We start from the raw sequence: 17,209 nt of genomic DNA, 5'->3' as shown, positions 1-17,209 counted from the left end.
CTCGCGACGAAATCAACAACTTAGATCCCTTCACCGTCTCACTTGGACGGTGAAGCGATCTAGCGGAACACCAGCAGTTTTAGGGCCAGCGCGATCGAGACCACCACCACAAGCGGCCGGATCAGCCTGGCGCCGAAGCGGATGCCCGTGAGCGCGCCGAGATAGCCGCCGACGATCTGGCCGATGATCATCGCCACCGCCACCGGCAGCACGACATTCCCCGAGGGGATGAACAGCGCCAGCGCCCCGATATTCGAGGTGAGGTTCAGCACCTTGGTGTGCCCCGCCGCTCGCGTCACCCCGAGCCCGAACAGCGTGACGAAGCCCAGCGTCAGGAACGAGCCGGTCCCCGGCCCCAGGATGCCGTCGTAGAATCCGATGGCGAACCCCATCACCGGCACGAAAATCGCGACGCTGAGACGGGCGTGGCTGTCTTCATCGGTGAGCCTGGGCGCAAAGGCGAAGTAGAGCGCCACCGCGATCAGCGCCACCGGCACCGCATATTGCAGCACCGTGGTGTCGATCGATTTGACCGCCAGCGCCCCGAGGAACGAGCCGACAAACGTCAGCGGAATGGCGATCGCCAGCAGTTGCAGCGACACAAAACCCTTGCGCCAGTAGGTGAAGGCAGCGATCGCTGTGCCCACCACTGATTGCAGCTTGTTGGTGCCGAAGGCGGTGACCGGCGGGATGCCTACCGACAGCAGCACCGGCAGCGCGATCAAGCCGCCGCCGCCGGCAATGGCATCGACGAAGCCCGCGAGCAGCCCCACGAAGCCCAAGGCGACGAGGATCGTCAGGTCGAAAGTCACAGCAGGGTGGAGATCCCCGGCGGCACCCCGCCCATGATCGACAGCAGCGCCTCGAGCTGCGCCTTGCGCAACGGCGTCCAGTCGGCGGTGCGCGAGACGATCAGGTTCGCCTCCGACTTCATGATCAGCCCGTCCTCCAGCACCCGCAACTGGTTGGCAGCGAGGGTGGAGCCGGTCGAAGTGATGTCGACGATCAGGTCGGCCGATCCGGCAGCCGGCGCCGATTCCGTCGCCCCGGCGCTTTCGACGATGCGATACTCGGCGATGCCGTATTTGGCGAAATGCCGCCGAGTCAGGTTCACATACTTGGTGGCGACGCGCAGCCAGCGGCCGTGGCGAGAACGGAAATCCGACGCCACATCGGCGAGGTCGGTCATCTGCTGCACGTCGATCCAGCTGTCGGGGATGGCGACGACCACATTGGCTTCGCCGAAACCGAGCCCGCGCACGAACAGCACGTTTTCTTCGCCGTTCTCGGATGCCTCGTGGATCAGGTCCGAGCCGGTGACGCCGATATCGACGCCGCCGAGGATCAGCTCGCGCGCAATCTCGGCCGCTGGGTAGAATCGCACCGTCACCTGCGGCTGGTTCTTGATCGAGCCGACATAGGAGCGGGCGCCACCCGGGCGGGCGATGTTCATCCGCGCCGTCGAGAAGGCCTTGCGGGTCAGCTCCTCGAGCCGCCCCTTGCTGGGAATGGCGAGCGTCAGGCCGCCGGGCAAGGTGCTCATTGTTCGGCCTCCCTCTCGAGCCGGTCGACCCACAGCGCGCAGCCCGAGGCCTTGATCGGCTCGCCCGCGCCCAGCCGCTCCAGCATGCGATCATACTCGCCGCCCGAGGCCAGCACTTCGCCGTCCGATCCGGTCATCTCGAACACGATGCCGGTATAGTAGTCGAGGCGCGGCGAGAAGCTCGCATCGAAGATCACGTCGGCATTGGGCGACAGCGCTGCCAGCGCCGCGGCATGGTTGCGCACCTGGTACAGTGGTTCGTCGAAATCGAACCCGGCCTCCTTGCACATCTCCGAGATGCGCTCGAACGCCGTCTCGGTGCTCTCCGACACCGCGAGGTAGTTCTGCAGCAGAGCCACTGTTTCCGGCGGGATCGGCGCTGATTCCAGCGCCTGCTTTTCGAGATAACGGTCGGCGATCTCTTCCGGCGTGCGGCTGCCGATCAGGCTCAACCCGCCCGACAGCATCGCATCGGTCACGATCTCGATCACCGTGTCGCGGCTATCAGGGGCAGGGGCCTCCACCCGCTCCTCCGGATTGGCCAGCCGTTCCATAAGCCGCTCCAGCGCCTCGGGGTGACCGAAGCGGTGGCGGATGCGGCTGCGCCAGGCCGCCGGGATCTGCGCCGCCTCGAGGAACGCCTCGAACAGCCCGACGCCGCCCAGCCGCACGTTGGGTGCGGTAATGTCGTAAATGGCGAGCGCCCAGCGTGCGAAGGTCAGCACCTGGTCGAGCGCATTGTCGGCGTCCGCCTGGCCTAGGAGTTCCAGTCCCGCCTGCTCGAACTCCACCGGCGTCGAGTTCTGCTGGCGGAAGATCGGACCGAGATAGGTGAAGGCGGCCGGCGCCCCGAGCAGCCCGTCTTCCAGATATTGCTGCGCGATCGGCAGCGTGAAATCCGGACGGAGGCAGTATTCGAGCCCGTTATTCGTCGTGGTCAGCAGCAGATTCCGCCCGAATTCCTCGCCCGCGAGGTCGAAATAGGGCCCTGCCGGTAACAGCAAAGCTGGCGTCGCGCGCGTCACTGTGCGCGACTCGACCAGCCGCACCAGCGCCGCATATCGCTCGGATGCTGTCTTCACTTATCGGCATCCAGGTAGGCGGCCACCGCCGGCAGTTCGGAGATGGCCGCAACGATCGCGTCGAGGTCACCGTCGCATTCGAACTGGCCCGGCCGCGCCGCCTTGTACTCGGCGTTGTCGGCAATCGCCTTGGCTGCCTCTTTGCCGGCGATCAGATCCTTGATCTGCACCTTGCCCAGCTCGCGCTCCTGCGTGCCTTCGATGATCACTGCCGGCGAGTTGCGCTTATCGGCATAGGCCACTTGCTTGCCGAAATTCTTGGTGTTGCCCATGAACATCTCGGCCCGGATCCCGGCGCGGCGCAGCCGCGAGGTGATGGCCTGGTAGCGCGCCGTCTGGTCCTTATCGAGCACCAGCACCACCACTGGCCCCAGCGGTTCTTCTGCCCCGAGGTTGCCGGTGAGTCGCAGCGCATGGGCAAGCCGCGACACGCCGATCGAGAACCCGGTTGCCGGTACCGGCTCCGAACGGAACCGGCTCACCAGCCCGTCATATCGCCCGCCGCCGCCCACGGCGCCGAACATCACGTCCTGGCCCTTCTCGTTCTGTACCCTGAAGGTCAGCTCGATCTCGAAGACGGGACCGGTGTAGTATTCGAGCCCGCGCACCACCGCCGGATCGATCTTGATCCTGTCCGCGCCATAGCCCGCCGCATCGAACATCGCCTGCATGGCGTTGAGCTCGGCAATCCCCTCATTGTGCTCCGGCTCTTCGCCACGCACATAGTTCAGCACCACGGCGCGCTGCTCGTCGCTGAGCCCCGCGCCCTTGGTGAAGTCGCCGCTCTCGTCCTTGCGGCCTTCGCCTAGCAGCAGTGCCACGCCATCGGTGCCGAACTTGTCGAGCTTGTCGATGGCGCGCAGCACCGAGAGCTTCTGCCCCTCATCGACCACGCCCGCCGACGCCAGCACCCCATCCAGCACCTTGCGGTTGTTCACCTTCACTACGTATTTGCCGGCCAGCCCCAGCGCATCCATGGTGTCGGCCATCATCATGCACATTTCGGCATCGGCCTCGGGCCCCGCCGCGCCGACCGTGTCGGCGTCGAACTGCATGAACTGGCGGAACCGTCCCGGCCCCGGCTTCTCGTTGCGGAACACATAGCCCGCCCGATAGCTGCGATAGGGTTTGGCCAGATCCTGGAAGTTCTCGGCAAAGTGCCGGGCCAGCGGCGCCGTAAGGTCGTAGCGCAGGCTCATCCACTGCTCGTCATCGTCCTGCAACGAGAACACGCCGGCGTTCGGCCGGTCCGTGTCGGGCAGGAACTTGCCGAGCGTTTCGGTATATTCGAGCAGCGGCGTCTCGACCGGATCGAATCCATAGCGCTCGTAGACCGCGCGGATCTTCGCCGTCATTGCGTTCACCGCCGAAATATCGGCGGGCAAACGATCTTCGAAGCCGCGCGGCAGCCGCGGCGCGATGAGCTTCTTCTTGTCGGTCATGGTGTCTGCTGGTCAGAGCCCGGAATCTGAGGCTGGTTCCTAACGGAAAGCCCCCGCTGACTCAAGGAAACCACCTGTGTCTTTGCGGCAACAGTATCATGCGTGGTGCGTCAGCCTGCCGCATCCGGGGTTGGCATTGGGTTCGAGTCGGCGTATCAGCCCCTTCGTTCAACGCCAACCAAAGAGGAGGCGACGCATGATTCATTCGATGTTCGTTTCCGGTCCTGGCGTTAACCCAGCTGGTCTCTATCGCGCCTAATCCGCGCCGACCCCTCCCCGGGGTCCTCTGTTCCAGCCCTTTCTAGCCTCGACTGAACCCCAGCAACCGGCATCGCCATTCGGCGTCTTCGCGCGTCCGGATTCCGTCGCCACCACCATTGTCTCTCAACCAGAGGACCGGGCCGCATTGCGCCCGGATGAGATCATGACTCTCGAACTCCAGACCCGTGCCTCGGCACGCACCAACCGCGCCCAGGCGCACACCCATGTCGGCGTCGCCGGCGCGCTGGTTTCAGCAGCCGTCACGATGCTTGCCAACGCCCAGCTGGCGCGCGCGGCGAGACGCTACAAGTCTCGCGGGTCGCCACCTGTGCCGTCGCATCTCCGTCGCGATCTCGGGCTGATGCCCGAGGTGATGGAGCCGAAAAGCCACTGGGACTACCGGTAAGTGCTGGCTGCGGCTCTCTCGCGAGGCCGCAGCGAGCCACCGCTGTCCCTCTGCTTGCATCAGAGGACCGGGCTTTGCCCCGGACAGATCAGATGGTTCTCATCGTACGGGACCGCGCCACGTCGCGCGTCCTCAACACGCCCGAATTCGACATCGGGCAAATCGGCCTCATCGGGCGCATCCGCCTGTTCATCGCCCGGCGCCGTGCCGATGCGATGCTACGTCGCGTCCTCCGGCCCTATCGCCGGGGCAGCGCCGCTCCGCTGTCGCCGCACCTGCTCAAGGACATCGGGCTGCCGCCCGATTTTCGGATGTAGGCCCGAGGGGCGCCGACCCCCCGGCGAGGGCTCTACCCGCGTCCGGCCCCGGCGAGGGCTCTGCTCTCGTCCGGTCCCGGCGCCCGCACCGAGAGATCAATCATTCAAGGAGCCGGCGCGATCTGCGTCCGGACACGCACATGTTTTTCTTCAAACGCCCCGGCGGCAGCCGCCGGAAGCCAGACCCCAACCCGCCCGCGCCGCCCCGCGAGAGACAGAGGGACGGCCTGCCGCTACTCGGCAACATCACCGGTCTCGAGCTCATGGCCCTGTTCATGAGCCGCTGACCGCCATTCACAAAGGGAGCCGGCGCTACCGCGCCGGACGACGCCAATGTTCTTTCCTCGCAAACCCGGCCTGCGCCGTACCCCGCAAGAGCCGAAACGACACGCAGACCCGAACGAGCTGCGTCCCCAGCTCAACCTCTCGAAGCTCGAGCTGATGGCGCTGCTGCTGATCAGGTGAGACCTGGAGCCGGTGCCGTACGCACCGGCTCCATCTCCCCTCGGCGAGGGAGGGATGACGGAGGGATCGCGCCCTCACTTCGGCCGCTTCAGCGCATCCCGCTCCGCCGCCGCTTCGGCCCGGCAGAAGCAGCCATCGACGTGGTCGTTCACCAGCCCCATCGCCTGCATGAACGCATAGCTCGTTGTCGGGCCCACGAAGGAGAACCCGCGCTTCCTGAGATCCTTGCTCATCACCTTCGATGCCTCGGTCTCTGCCGGGATACTTCCCGATACGATCGGTCCCTTCACCGGCTCAGGCTCGAAGCTCCAGAAATAGGCGGCCAGCGAGCCGAACTCCTTCTGCAGCTCCAGCGCCCGTTTGGCATTGTTGATGGTCGAAGCGATCTTGCCGCGATGCCGGATGATCCCGGCGTCCGTGAGCAGCCGCTCGACGTCGGCCTCACCCATCGCCGCTACCTTCTCGAGGTCGAAGCCATGGAATGCCGCGCGGAAGTTCTCGCGCTTCCTCAGGATGGTGATCCACGCCAGTCCGGACTGGAACCCTTCGAGGCAGAGCTTCTCGAACAGCCGCGTGTCGTCCGTCACCGGTCGGCCCCACTCGCGGTCGTGGTAATGCTGATAGAGCGCGTCGCTCCCCGCCCAGCTGCAGCGCGTCACTTCGGTCGGCGTTGACATGGTTAACTCCCGGTAAATAGATGTGGCCGCATAGCGCGATCAGGAAAAGGTTGCAGATTTTTCCGGTTCGATCTCGCGTCGAGCAAGCGAGCCTGGAAGTCCGCACGCTTCCGCGTTTGATTCACGACAACCATAACTGGCGAATCGGCTGGGGGGCCAAACGCCAATGATCCTGCCACAGGACCTCAAGGCGCTCGTCGTCGACGACAATGCCTATGCGCGCGCCGCGGTGGCCGCAACCCTGCGCAAGCTGGGCCTGGTTTCGATCGATGAACTCCCCGGCGCCGCCCCGGCTGTCGGCGCCATACAGGCGACGCGCTACGATATCGTGTTCATGGATTGGTACATGCCGGAAATGAACGGCGCGGCGCTGCTCGAGGTGATCCGGGATCCGCGCTTTTCCAGCAACGGTCGGGTCCCGGTGGTGATGATCACCGCCTATCCCAATCGCGAAACCATCGCCCGCGCCAGGGAACTGGGCGCCAGCGAAGTACTCACCAAGCCCTTCAGCCTCGCCCACGCCGCCGCCGCCCTCGGCCGCCTGCTGCCCGACGGCTGGCAGATCCCCGAAGAGCCGGAGGCCGGGCAGGTGCTGCTGTAGTGGTAGCGCTTGACCGTTTATAACCAAATTGTTATAAAACATTTAGGTTATGAAATGGAGATCGCCACCGTGTCCGCAGCCGTAACAGTCACGCATCCTTCCGCCAACGCCGTCACCGTCTCGCGCAGCTTCGATGCACCCGCCGATCTGGTCTTTGCCTGCCACACCAAACCGCAACTGGTGCAGCGCTGGCAGCTTGGCCCGCCCGGCTGGACCATGCCGATCTGCGAGATCGACCTGCGCGTCGGCGGCGCCTATCGCTACATCTGGCGCAGCGACGCCGACGGGTCCGAATTCGGCTTCACCGGCCGCTATCGCGAGATCGTTATCCCCAGGCGGATCGTTCATACCGAGGGGATGATCGGCACTCCCGGAGAGGCCGTGGTCACCACCATCTTCGAGGAGCACGCCGGCCGCACCACGCTTACCTTGACCATGAGCTTCGAGAGTCAGGAAGTTCGCGACCAGGTCCTGCTGACCGGCATGACCGACGGCATGGCCCAGAGTTACGACCGGCTGGACGAGCTGCTGGTCGAACAGGTGGCGTAAGGCCCCGGGCCGCGTCGCGCACTTGGCGGTGAGTAAAGTCCGCCTCGGAGCTCGATCAACAACAAACCCAGGCCTCCGCCTCACCTTCACTTAACCAATTTCCTTCACGCGGCGTTCGATATTGTCATTAATACTGCGCGGCGCCCGATCTCCCCCGGGCGTCCGCGTACTAATGATGAGTGTGTGCCATGCTGCGTTCGTCCCGGGCGGTGCTCGCCGCCGCTGCCTGCCTCGTGTCCCTGTCCGTGTTCGCCGATACGGCCAACGCTGCCCAGGGCCTGTTCTTGTTCGACCTGCAGTCGCGCCCGTCGCTGCACGATTCCAAGCCTCGTCCGGGCTACAAGCTGAAGAGCAACAAGGTGCGCCTCGCGCCCGAGTTCCGCCGGCAGATCGTCGCCTACAAATCCAACCAGAAGGCCGGCACCATCATCGTCAACACCGGCGAGAAGCACCTCTACCTGGTGCTCGGCAACGGCAAGGCGCTGCGCTACGGCATCGGCACGGCGCGTGATGGCTTCGAGTGGAGCGGCACGCACAAGGTTTCCAACAAGCGCGAGTGGCCAGGTTGGACGCCGCCTGAAGAGATGAAGCGCCGGCAGCCGAACCTGCCCGACTACATGCCCGGCGGTATCAACAACCCGCTCGGCGCCCGCGCCATCTATATCGGCTCCACCCTCTACCGCATCCACGGTACCAACGAGCCCTGGACCATCGGCCAGGATGTCTCGTCGGGCTGCATCCGCATGGTCAACGATGATGTCGAGGATCTCTATGAGCGCGTCAAAATTGGCGCGAAGGTGATTGTCCTTTAGTTAGGATTTTCAGCGACACTGGCGCCGGAATTCTGGGGGTCTTCCGGCGCCATGCGCGGCTTCTTCTCGCTTCTGAACCGGTTCCGCGCCGATGAACGCGGCGTCTTCGCGGTCATCTTTGGCCTGTTGGCCATCGTCCTCGTCGCCATGGCCGGCGCCGCCGTGGACTATACGTCGATGGAAACGGCCCGCGCCAAGATGCAGATCGCACTCGACTCCGCAGCGCTCGGTCTCGCGCCCAAGATCTACACCCAGACTGAAGCACAACTCGCGACCACCGCCCAGGAACTGGTACTCGAGCGGCTGAACGATGACAGCCTGACGGTCACCGTGGACTGGGCCGACGCCACCACCGCAACCGGCACCCTCAAGCTGAAGGGCACGATCACCGTCCCGATGGCCTTCGTCACGCTGGTCGGCATCCCGAGCATGACCACCAGCATCACCTCCGAAGCGACCCGCGGTTCGGTCAACCTCGAAGTGGCGGTGGCGCTCGATACCACCGGCTCGATGGGCACGACCGGTATCACGACCCTGCAAACCGCCCTCGCAACGCTCATTCCATTGGTCGTCAAGGACCAGCAGATCCCGACATACTCCAAGATGGCCCTGGTGCCGTACTCGACCGCCGTAAACGTTGGCACGGCTTATGCGGTAGAGGCGCGTGGCGCGATCCAGGGATCGAAGTCTGCAACGTCTGTCGCCTGGTGGAACATCGAGAAGGACATCAGCGGAGCGAGCCAGACGCGGCCGGTTAAGATTACACAAAATGCCCACGGCCTTAATAACGACGACGTAATTTACATCAGTGGCGTCAAGGGTATGCTCGACCTGAATGACAAGATATACGTTGTCAAGAACAAGACAGCAAACGACTTCGAACTGTACACCACCGGCGGTGCGCGTGTTGATGGACGAGGCTACGCAGCGTATCAGGCCGGTACAACGGACAAGATGAAGCGCTGCATCCTGACAAATTGCAACATCGTGTTTACCGTTGATGCTCACGGCTATGCGACAAACGACTACATCAGGATCACTGATGTTTCATCAGGTATGTCGTCTCTGAACAACAAAAACTATACGATTACAAAGCAAACCGATAATACCTTCTCTATCCCGGTGGTCGGCTATGGCACGACCTATGTCCAGCCCGTGACGACTGGAAAGTCGTGGTGCACCAAGTACGGGTGCGAATATTACCGAATCGGCACCGGCAGTACGCTCTACCGCCCCACTCCTTCGTGCGTCACCGAACGCATGACCGACAGCTTTACGGATATCGCGCCCAGCACCACGCCGCTATCCATCAACTACACCAGCGGCGGCAATTGCAGCGGCAACCCCGTCCAGATGCTGCCGCTAACCTCGAGCAAGACGAAGCTCAACGCCTACACGGTCAGTGGTGCGCTCAGCGCCAGCGGCAACACTGCGGGACAGATCGGTACGGCATGGGCGTGGTATCTGGTGTCGCCGAATTTCGCCGAGCTGTTCGATGACGCCGCGGCGACGGTGGGTGGTGACTTCGAGTCAAAGCCCGCCGCATACGATGCGCCCAACACGCTGAAGATCGTCATCATCATGACCGACGGCGCCTACAACACCGAGTATTGCAAGGGTGTTGATACCGATAATGTTAGTTGCAGCGCTCCCGACGGCACGACCGGAACGATGAGCGGAGCATTCGGCCAGGCCGAGGATCTGTGCCACAACATGAAGCAGGAAGACGTTGTCGTCTACACGGTGGGCTTCAACCTCGGTACCACTGGAAACGCCGTCGACGTGCTGAGGAACTGCGCGTCTGACCCAGGCAAGGCCAAGCTCGCGAACGACAGTGCCGGCCTTGTCGCGGCCTTCCGCGAAATCGGCGAGAACATCTCCGACCTTCGCCTGTCGATGTAGCTCAGCCCTGCAGCACGAACCGCTTGCCGCCCGGGAAGGCGGCGAGTGCGGCTTGCTGTTCGGCCTTGGTGAGCCCCTCGAAGCTGATCGTCATCGGCAACTCCGGCGTATCGATCGGCGCGATGGCATTGGTCGGCCGCAACCGCGCATCATGCGCCGCAGCCAGCCATGACTTCGCCCTGCGGCTGGCAACTGGGGAAGTCAGTCTGTAGGCGCGGCGATCCATTCTGAATACTCCATGCACGCGTGGCACTTCACTAACGCGGGGATGGTAAGACTGGTTGCTGCGTATCCCTCTCATTTCCCGGTCAAATCCGCGTCAGTTCGAACTTCTGGCAGAGCGCGCCCTTGCAACCGTTGATGGTCATGGTGTTGCCGTCGACCAGCGTAAGCGTGCCCTTGACCACTTCGCCCATGTATTCGGCGCTGCCGCGCCACTTGTTCTCGAGCGCGCGCTTGGCGCCCTTCAGCACATACGAGTTGAGGTAGCCGAGGTTTTCGGCGGTGCGGGCATCGTCGCGTAGCCAGACCAGCCTGGCGCAGACCTCGGTGCCGTCACCGCAGAGCGTTACCTCAAACCGCGACTCGCCGGTCACTGTCTGCCAGGTGCCCGCCGGGGACTGCGCGGCAAAGGCCGGCGCAATCGCCAGGGCGGTGGCAAGAACGGCGGTGGCAATGAACTTGAGCGAATTCGACATGTGGACGCCCCTCGGCAACATGGTGAATGGAATGTTGCCGCTTCCTGTGCCGCTTGCCGTTTGAACCGGTCGCGAACGCTCCGTTCAGACCGCGTTCATCACCGGGGCGCCTTCGTGGCCGATCAGCGCCCGCACCATGGCCACCCGCTCGTCGACCGGCAGGGCAGGGATTCGCACCAGCTCAAACCCGAACCGCTCATAGGCATCGATGTGGAACCGCTCGAACCGCATCGAATCCTCGAGGTTGATCCGTCGCGCCTCGGTCTTGGTGATGAACCCCAGGAGCTCGACGAACAGCACGCGCCGTTCGTACTGCGCCGCTGCCACCATCGAGGTGATTGATTCGACCAGCCGTTCCGGCACCGGGTGCCCAAGGTACTCGGCCAGCGCCAGTGTACAGACCAGCGACCGGTCTGCTACCCGCACCGCGCCGGCTGCCGGCCGCGCCGCGCGCAGCAGTTGCAGCCGCGCGATATCGCTGATGAACTCCGGTCGCCGCCACGACTCGTCGATGCCGCGCCCCTGGTCGAGCGCGATCACATCGGTTGCGGCTTCCTCGACCACATCGATGCCCTGGGCTTCAAGCGCCCTGAGGATAACGGTTTTTCCAGCGCCCGGGGCGCCAGTCAGGATGAACTCGCGGGCCATCGCCTCGCTCCATGTGAGAGGGACGCCGGGCCCGGATGGGCCAGCGCCATTCAGTGTCTGCGGGGGGGATTTGCTTGGTGCCGGGCCAGTGCGGGAGTGGTACCGCCTCCCCGGATCGAACGGGGGACCTCTAGATCCACAATCTAGCGCTCTAACCAACTGAGCTAAGGCGGCCCGGCAAGCGCGGCGGACCATAGTTTCACTTATCGCTGCTGGCAAGCGTCGATTTGCGGCTGTTTTTCATCCCCTGTTGACAGCCGTGTGCTTAACCATCGGCAGCGAATGCCGGCCGCTCACGTCCGCGCGATATGGACCGGGCAGAGGCCCCGGGATATTTAGAGAAGATTAAATTCCGAGTTCGCTTTGTGTCGAATTGGCACGGGGCAGGAAAAGAGTACGCGTGCGCGCTGAGTGGATCAAATCGCCGACGGCCCGGCTGGTGCTGGTGCACTGGGCCGACGTGCGCCCCGCCTGGCTGTGGTCGCAGGACGGCGAAACCCTGCTCTGGCGCAACGACGCGGCGCGCTATTTCCACGGCAAGATCAAGAAGCACGGCCTGAAGCTCGCGCCCGAGGCGGTGCCGATCAAGGGGCAGATCGCCCGCCTGATCCGGCTCGGCTCGATGGGCCGTTCGAGTCTCAGCCGCATCCAGTTCCTCGCTGGCGAGCGGCCGATCTCCACCACCTGCACCTGCACCCCGCTGGAACTCGACAGCGGCGGCACCGGGTTGCTGATCGTCGGCGTCGACCCGATCGAACCCGAACTGCTCGACGCGCACGATCCGATGCAGGTCGATGCCCTGACCGCCAAGCTCTTGCCCGATGGCGCCGAGTTCCTGCTGGTCAGTGAGGACGGGCAGATCGCCGGCGGCTCGCGCCACGCGCTCGAGCACTTCGCCCCGATCATCGAGAGCGAAGGCCTGCCGCACGACGCCGAAAGCGCCGAAGTCACCCTGGCCGGCGACACCGTGCAACTGACCCGCTTCAAGGCCAGCCCGCACGACGCCATGCTGCTGTTGTTCGAGCGCCAGGCTGCCGCTGTGCTTGAGATCGCCGACGTGCGGGCCGAAGAGGGCGTCATCGCCAGGGAGGACCCGCCGGCCCTGCCGCCGCGCATCGTCCCCGAGCCCGAGCCGCTGCTGCCCATGGGCCTGCCGCCACTCGAGTACGCCGACGACGAGCCGGTGATTGCGGAAGAAGACAATTGGGTCGAGCCGATTCCCGCCGCCCCTGAGGTGCCGGGCACCCTCGCTTCGCTGTTCGACCGCCTCGCCGATGACGGCGGCCTCTACACTGCGCTCAACGTCGGCGACGAGCACTTCGCCGGCCCGCCGCCCGTGCTGGTGGATGAGCCGCTGGTGCCCGAGCCTGTCGAGGCGGACGAGACCCTGCCGGTGCCGGAACTGCCGCCCGAGGCCTCAGCTGTCGCCGTCCCGCCCACGCCCGAGCTCGATGTTATCGGCGCGCTGATCGATTTCGCCGATGAGGACGAGGTTGCGGCAGAGGAAGTGGTCGCCGAAGAGGACGTTGCCGAAGAGGACATGGTCGCCGAAGAGGACATGGTCGCGGAACAGGGAGCGACCGCCCCCGAACCTCAGACCAAGCCTGTAGCCGCCACAACCTGGCGCGTCATCGGCCGGGGTTTTGAGCCGCTTGCTTCGGAATTGCCCGCTGACGACGAGCCGGCCGAAGCCGTCTCCGCGATCCCCGACGCCGAGACCGTCGAGCGCGTCTCGCGCTACAATTTCGATGAGCTGAGCCGCATCCTCACCGATCGCGTCAGCGCCCATCCGTCGCCGCCGGCCGAAGCGCCCGCGCCGCCCCCCGCCGGCAATGAAGGCGCGCTGATCAATCTCAACGGCGAGACCTTCATCCTGAACCGGCTGCCGCTCGGCATCCTGGTGTTCCGCGATCAGCAGGTGCTGTTCGCCAACCGAGCGCTGACCGACCTCGCTGGCTATGAGTCGATCGAGAGCCTGCGCGCCGCCGGTCTCACCGCCATCTTCCCGTCCGAGGATAGCGCCGTCGCAGGCCCGGTGACCCAACTGGTGCGCCGCGATGGCAGCCTCGCCTCGGTGAACGCCCGCCTGCAGTCGATCACCTGGCATGGCCGTCCCGCCCTGATGCTCTCGGCCGGCATCGCCGAGAACCGCACCGGCCACGAGGCCGCCGTCCGCACCTTTGCCGAACTCGCCGCCGAAACCAGCGATGACGGTTTCATCGCCGCCGACCGCTCCGGCACCATCACCACCGTGTCGCTGCACGGCCGCATCGTGCTTGGCCATGTCGAGGAGGACATTGTCGGCAAGCCGTTGGCGAGCTTCATCGAGCCCTCGCAACTGGGCGACCTCAAGCGCTTCCTCGAACGCCCGGCCCGTTTCGCCGAGACGGCGCGCCCGGCCATCACCTTCACCGGGTCGGTGCCCAACACCCGCATAACGCTGTTCGCCGAGGGGCAGGCCGGCATCATCGCCGGCTACTATGCCTTCGTCCGCAAGGCCGCATCGCCGATCCCGGCTCCTGTGGCCAAGCCTGCCGACGATATCGAGCCCTCGATGCTCACCCGCATCAGCCGCGGCGTGCGCCGGCCGCTCAACACGGTCATCGGTTTCGCTGACCTGATCCGCTCGGCATCCTTCGGCTCGATCGAGAACCAGCGCTACCTGGAGTATGCGCAGGACATCAAGACCGCCGGTCAGGAGATCGCTCATCTCGTCGACGAGCTCGACGACTACAGCCGCCTGCGCGAAGGCCGTTACCCGGCCGAGGCCAACGACATCGACCTCGTGATGCTGCTCGAAAGCTGCCTTGCCCGGGTGCGCGGCCAGGCCGGCGAAGCCCGCGTGCTGGTGCGCAACGCCGTCTCCGAGCGGCTGCCGCGCATCACCGCCGATACCGCCTCGCTCACCCAGGCGATCCTCAATCTGCTCGCCAGCGCCATCGACCAGACCCCGGTCGGCGGTTCGGTCATCCTCTCCGCCCAGCAGGAGGACGACGGCGCCGTGATCGTCAACGTCCGCGACGGCGGCGAGGCCCGCCGTGATCTCGGCGAGCGTTTCGTGGTGTTCCGCGATGGCGTCGGCAAGGACGGCGAGGCCTTGCAACCGGTCCGCTCCAGCGTCGGGCTCGCGCTTACCCGCTCGCTGCTGGCGGTCAACGCCCTCCAGTTGTCAGTCGATCCGGCCGTTGGTGTCGGCACCATGTTCTCACTGCTGATTCCCGCCGACCTGGTCCGCGAGACGGGCCAGTGAGTCGCTGCCAGGTCCAGCCCCCGCTCAACTCCTCGCCGAGTTCACGATCCGGTTTGTTGACTTGCCCGGTCAGAAAAAGCAAAAACCACGCCGAGCGGGAGCTTCCCGCGATCCGGATCTGATCATGACCATATTCTCGCGCCTCGCTACCGCCCTCCTTCTCACGCTGGCGGCGGGGCCAGCTCTCGCGCAGAGCGGCGAGGTCAACGTCTACAGCTACCGTGAACCCGGCCTGATCCAGCCGCTGCTCGACAAGTTCACCGCCGAAACCGGCATCAAGACCAATGTGCTGTTCGCCGGCGACGGCCTGCTCGAGCGTGTCGCGGCCGAGGGCGAGCTGTCGCCTGCCGACGTGGTGCTGACAGTCGACATCGGCAACCTCGCCAACGCCAAGGATTTCGGCATCACCCAGACCATCCCGGTCGAGGCGCAGGCCCGCGTGCCCGCTGCCTACCAGGATCCGGATGGCCAGTGGGTCGCTCTGTCGCTGCGCGCCCGCGTCTTTTACGCCAGCAAGGATCGTGTCACCGAGACGGCGCTGACCTATGAGGATATCGCCAAGCCCGAGTGGAAGGGGCGCCTGTGCACTCGCTCCGGCCAGCATGTCTACAATATCGGTTTGATCGCCACGCGTATCGCCCACTGGGGCGTCGACAAGACGCGCGACTGGCTGACCAGGGTCCGCGACAACCTCAATGGCCCGGTCTCCGGCGCCGACCGCGACCAGGTGAAGAAGATCCTCGATGGCAGCTGCGACCTTGCCATCGGCAACACTTACTACATGGGCCTGATGCTCAATAACGACGCCGAGCCCGAGCAGAAGACCTGGGCCGCCGCCGCCCGCATCATCTATCCCGATCCCGATGGCGACGGCACGCAGGTCAACGTCTCAGGCGCGGTGATCGCCAAGTATGCACCCAACCCGGTCAACGCCCGGAAGCTGGTCGAATTCCTGCTCTCCGACGAGGCTCAGCACCTCTATGCCAGCGGCAACTACGAATTCCCGGTCGTCGCCGGCGTCGCGCCGTCGGAACTCGTCGCCAGTTGGGGCGAGCTCAAGGCCGACAAGACCCCGCTGACCGAGATCGCCGCGCACCGCAAGGAAGCCAGCGCACTGGTCGACGAGTTGCGCTTCGACGAAGGCCCGCAGAACTAGCGCGGAAGCCGACCACCCGTGCCCCCTCTCCATTGACGGAGAAGGCCGGCTCAGAGGACAGATTGCCGCAGATCGGCGGCGGGCTCGCCGCCCCGACAGCGACAGCCCCCTTGGGGTTTTCGCGTGGGAGTTGGAACGGTTCTAAAACACGGTCACAAACCGGCGACGATCCACGGCAGCCGATTGTTGACTTTGTGCGTCAGAATTCGTGTCTGCCCCTGTCACCGGTGCCTCACGGGCGCCGATCACAGGAGATTTCAGATGACCATGACGATGCGACTGTCAGCTGCGCTGCTTGGCGCGGCGATGATTGCCGGCACCGCCGGGCCGAGCTTTGCCCAGAGCGGCGAAGTCAATATCTACAGCTACCGTGAGCCGGGTCTGATCCAGCCGCTGCTCGACAAATTCTCCGCCGCCACCGGCGTTAAGGCCACCGTGCTCTATGCCGGCGACGGCCTGCTCGAGCGCGTCGCCGCCGAAGGCGAACTGTCGCCCGTCGATGTGGTGCTCACCGTCGATATCGGCAACCTGGTCGGCGCCAAGACGCAAGGGCTGACCCAGCCGATCACCACCGCCGCGCTGACCGAGCGCCTGTCGCCGGAGTTCCGCGACGACGAAGGCCACTGGGCGGCTCTGTCGCTGCGCGCCCGCGTCTTCTACGTGAGCAAGGACCGCGTCGACGCCACCACGCTGACCTACGAGGATATCGCCAAGCCCGAGTGGAAGGGGCGGCTGTGCACCCGTCCCGGCGACCACGCCTACAATATCGGCCTCGTCGCCAACCGCATCGCTGCCTGGGGCGAGGACAAGACCCGCACCTGGCTCGCCGCCGTGCGCGACAACATGTCGGCCCCGCCGGCCGGAAACGATCGCGCGCAGGTCAAGGCCATACTCGAAGGCTCGTGCGATCTCGCCATCGCCAACACCTACTACATGGGCCTGATGCTCACCAACGAGGCCGAGCCTGAGCAGAAGGACTGGGCCGCTTCGGCGCGCATCGTCTATCCTGACGCAGAAGGAGAGGGCACCCAGGTGAACGCCGCCGGCGCCTTCATCGCCAAGTATGCGCCGAACCCGGAAAACGCCAACCGGCTGATCGAATTCCTGCTCTCCGACGAGGCGCAGCAGCTTTACGCCGATGCCAACTACGAGTATCCGGCGGTAACGAGCGTCAAGCCGGCCGAACTGACCCAGAGCTGGGGTGTTCTCAACCCCTCGAAGGTCTCTCTCACCGCCACTGCCGATTTCCGCGACGAAGCGGCGGCGCTGATCGATGAGCTGAAGTTCAACGAAGGCGCGCAGAACTAAGCGGAGCGCGGTCAGGAAAAGTTGAGATACTTTTCCGGTTCGACCGCGCGACAGGGATATCGCAGCGCGGCCAGGAAAAGTTGAGAGACTTT

18 protein-coding genes and 1 tRNA gene are annotated in these 17,209 nt (G+C 64.8%); 10 read left to right on the top strand and 9 right to left on the bottom strand.

Annotation, left to right across the window (positions count from 1 at the left end; genetic code table 11):
• Nucleotides 1-59: 59 nt before the first annotated feature.
• Genes AC1ROK_RS06140 through hisS form a run of 4 tightly spaced genes read right to left on the bottom strand, consistent with a single transcriptional unit; the run spans nt 60 to nt 4,067 of the window.
• Nucleotides 60-812: a TSUP family transporter gene (locus AC1ROK_RS06140; protein WP_492844908.1), complete on the bottom strand. Its 753-nt coding sequence runs from the start codon at nt 810-812 to the stop codon at nt 60-62.
• Nucleotides 809-1,543: an ATP phosphoribosyltransferase gene (gene hisG / locus AC1ROK_RS06135; protein WP_055884785.1), complete on the bottom strand. Its 735-nt coding sequence runs from the start codon at nt 1,541-1,543 to the stop codon at nt 809-811. Before hisG ends, AC1ROK_RS06140 begins: the two co-directional genes overlap by 4 nt.
• Nucleotides 1,540-2,625 (bottom strand): ATP phosphoribosyltransferase regulatory subunit, encoded by a 1,086-nt coding sequence (locus tag AC1ROK_RS06130; protein WP_492844905.1) that lies wholly within the window; start codon nt 2,623-2,625, stop codon nt 1,540-1,542. Before AC1ROK_RS06130 ends, hisG begins: the two co-directional genes overlap by 4 nt.
• Nucleotides 2,622-4,067 carry a histidine--tRNA ligase gene (gene hisS, locus AC1ROK_RS06125; protein ID WP_492844903.1) on the bottom strand — a complete coding sequence of 482 codons (1,446 nt, stop codon included), beginning with the start codon at nt 4,065-4,067 and terminating at the stop codon, nt 2,622-2,624. The genes AC1ROK_RS06130 and hisS overlap by 4 nt, the downstream gene beginning before the upstream one ends.
• 424 nt (nt 4,068-4,491) lie before the next feature.
• Here hisS and AC1ROK_RS06120 point away from each other — a divergent pair, with 424 nt between their 5' ends.
• The 3 genes from AC1ROK_RS06120 (at nt 4,492) to AC1ROK_RS06110 (ending at nt 5,516) form a co-directional block, all read left to right on the top strand.
• A complete protein-coding gene (locus AC1ROK_RS06120; RefSeq protein WP_492844901.1) occupies nt 4,492-4,734 on the top strand; it encodes a hypothetical protein in 243 nt (80 codons plus the stop codon).
• Between the two features lie 92 nt (nt 4,735-4,826).
• Nucleotides 4,827-5,051 carry a hypothetical protein gene (locus tag AC1ROK_RS06115; RefSeq protein WP_492844899.1) on the top strand — a complete coding sequence of 75 codons (225 nt, stop codon included), beginning with the start codon at nt 4,827-4,829 and terminating at the stop codon, nt 5,049-5,051.
• 333 nt (nt 5,052-5,384) lie between these two features.
• Nucleotides 5,385-5,516: a hypothetical protein gene (locus AC1ROK_RS06110; protein WP_492844897.1), complete on the top strand. Its 132-nt coding sequence runs from the start codon at nt 5,385-5,387 to the stop codon at nt 5,514-5,516.
• Nucleotides 5,517-5,590: 74 nt separating this feature from the next.
• On the opposite strand, the gene AC1ROK_RS06105 is transcribed toward AC1ROK_RS06110, so the two are convergent.
• The gene (locus tag AC1ROK_RS06105) at nt 5,591-6,193 is read right to left on the bottom strand and encodes a DNA-3-methyladenine glycosylase I (RefSeq protein WP_492844895.1); all 603 of its coding nucleotides are present in this window, start codon (nt 6,191-6,193) and stop codon (nt 5,591-5,593) included.
• 166 nt (nt 6,194-6,359) lie between these two features.
• Here AC1ROK_RS06105 and AC1ROK_RS06100 point away from each other — a divergent pair, with 166 nt between their 5' ends.
• The 4 genes from AC1ROK_RS06100 to AC1ROK_RS06085 all read left to right on the top strand — a co-directional run bounded on the left by AC1ROK_RS06100 (nt 6,360) and on the right by AC1ROK_RS06085 (nt 10,057).
• A complete protein-coding gene (locus tag AC1ROK_RS06100) occupies nt 6,360-6,794 on the top strand; it encodes a response regulator (RefSeq protein ID WP_492844893.1) in 435 nt (144 codons plus the stop codon).
• 69 nt (nt 6,795-6,863) lie between these two features.
• Nucleotides 6,864-7,343 carry an SRPBCC family protein gene (locus tag AC1ROK_RS06095; protein ID WP_492844891.1) on the top strand — a complete coding sequence of 160 codons (480 nt, stop codon included), beginning with the start codon at nt 6,864-6,866 and terminating at the stop codon, nt 7,341-7,343.
• 188 nt (nt 7,344-7,531) lie between these two features.
• On the top strand, nt 7,532-8,155 hold the full coding sequence (locus tag AC1ROK_RS06090; protein ID WP_492844889.1) for a L,D-transpeptidase: 624 nt from the start codon (nt 7,532-7,534) through the stop codon (nt 8,153-8,155).
• 51 nt (nt 8,156-8,206) lie between these two features.
• A complete protein-coding gene (locus AC1ROK_RS06085) occupies nt 8,207-10,057 on the top strand; it encodes a TadE/TadG family type IV pilus assembly protein (protein ID WP_492844887.1) in 1,851 nt (616 codons plus the stop codon).
• Nucleotide 10,058: 1 nt separating this feature from the next.
• Here AC1ROK_RS06085 and AC1ROK_RS06080 read toward each other — a convergent pair whose 3' ends face one another.
• The 4 genes from AC1ROK_RS06080 to AC1ROK_RS06065 form a co-directional block, all read right to left on the bottom strand.
• Nucleotides 10,059-10,283, bottom strand: a complete 225-nt coding sequence (locus AC1ROK_RS06080) for a hypothetical protein (RefSeq protein WP_492844885.1) — start codon at nt 10,281-10,283, stop codon at nt 10,059-10,061.
• An 82-nt stretch (nt 10,284-10,365) separates the two neighbouring features.
• Nucleotides 10,366-10,755, bottom strand: a complete 390-nt coding sequence (locus AC1ROK_RS06075) for a DUF2147 domain-containing protein (RefSeq protein WP_492844883.1) — start codon at nt 10,753-10,755, stop codon at nt 10,366-10,368.
• Nucleotides 10,756-10,839: 84 nt separating this feature from the next.
• A complete protein-coding gene (locus AC1ROK_RS06070) occupies nt 10,840-11,403 on the bottom strand; it encodes an AAA family ATPase (RefSeq protein WP_492844881.1) in 564 nt (187 codons plus the stop codon).
• A gap of 97 nt (nt 11,404-11,500) precedes the next feature.
• Nucleotides 11,501-11,577, bottom strand: a tRNA-His gene (locus AC1ROK_RS06065).
• A gap of 226 nt (nt 11,578-11,803) precedes the next feature.
• Here AC1ROK_RS06065 and AC1ROK_RS06060 point away from each other — a divergent pair.
• The 3 genes from AC1ROK_RS06060 to AC1ROK_RS06050 all read left to right on the top strand — a co-directional run bounded on the left by AC1ROK_RS06060 (nt 11,804) and on the right by AC1ROK_RS06050 (nt 17,117).
• A complete protein-coding gene (locus tag AC1ROK_RS06060) occupies nt 11,804-14,653 on the top strand; it encodes a sensor histidine kinase (RefSeq protein ID WP_492844879.1) in 2,850 nt (949 codons plus the stop codon).
• Between the two features lie 124 nt (nt 14,654-14,777).
• Nucleotides 14,778-15,809, top strand: a complete 1,032-nt coding sequence (locus AC1ROK_RS06055; RefSeq protein ID WP_492844877.1) for an extracellular solute-binding protein — start codon at nt 14,778-14,780, stop codon at nt 15,807-15,809.
• A 261-nt stretch (nt 15,810-16,070) separates the two neighbouring features.
• Nucleotides 16,071-17,117 carry an extracellular solute-binding protein gene (locus tag AC1ROK_RS06050; protein WP_492844875.1) on the top strand — a complete coding sequence of 349 codons (1,047 nt, stop codon included), beginning with the start codon at nt 16,071-16,073 and terminating at the stop codon, nt 17,115-17,117.
• The last annotated feature ends 92 nt before the right edge of the window (nt 17,118-17,209 follow it).

It is taken from the genome of Devosia sp. GW821-FHT12F11 (assembly GCF_058806655.1).
This window is presented reverse-complemented; position numbering and strand designations above follow the sequence as displayed.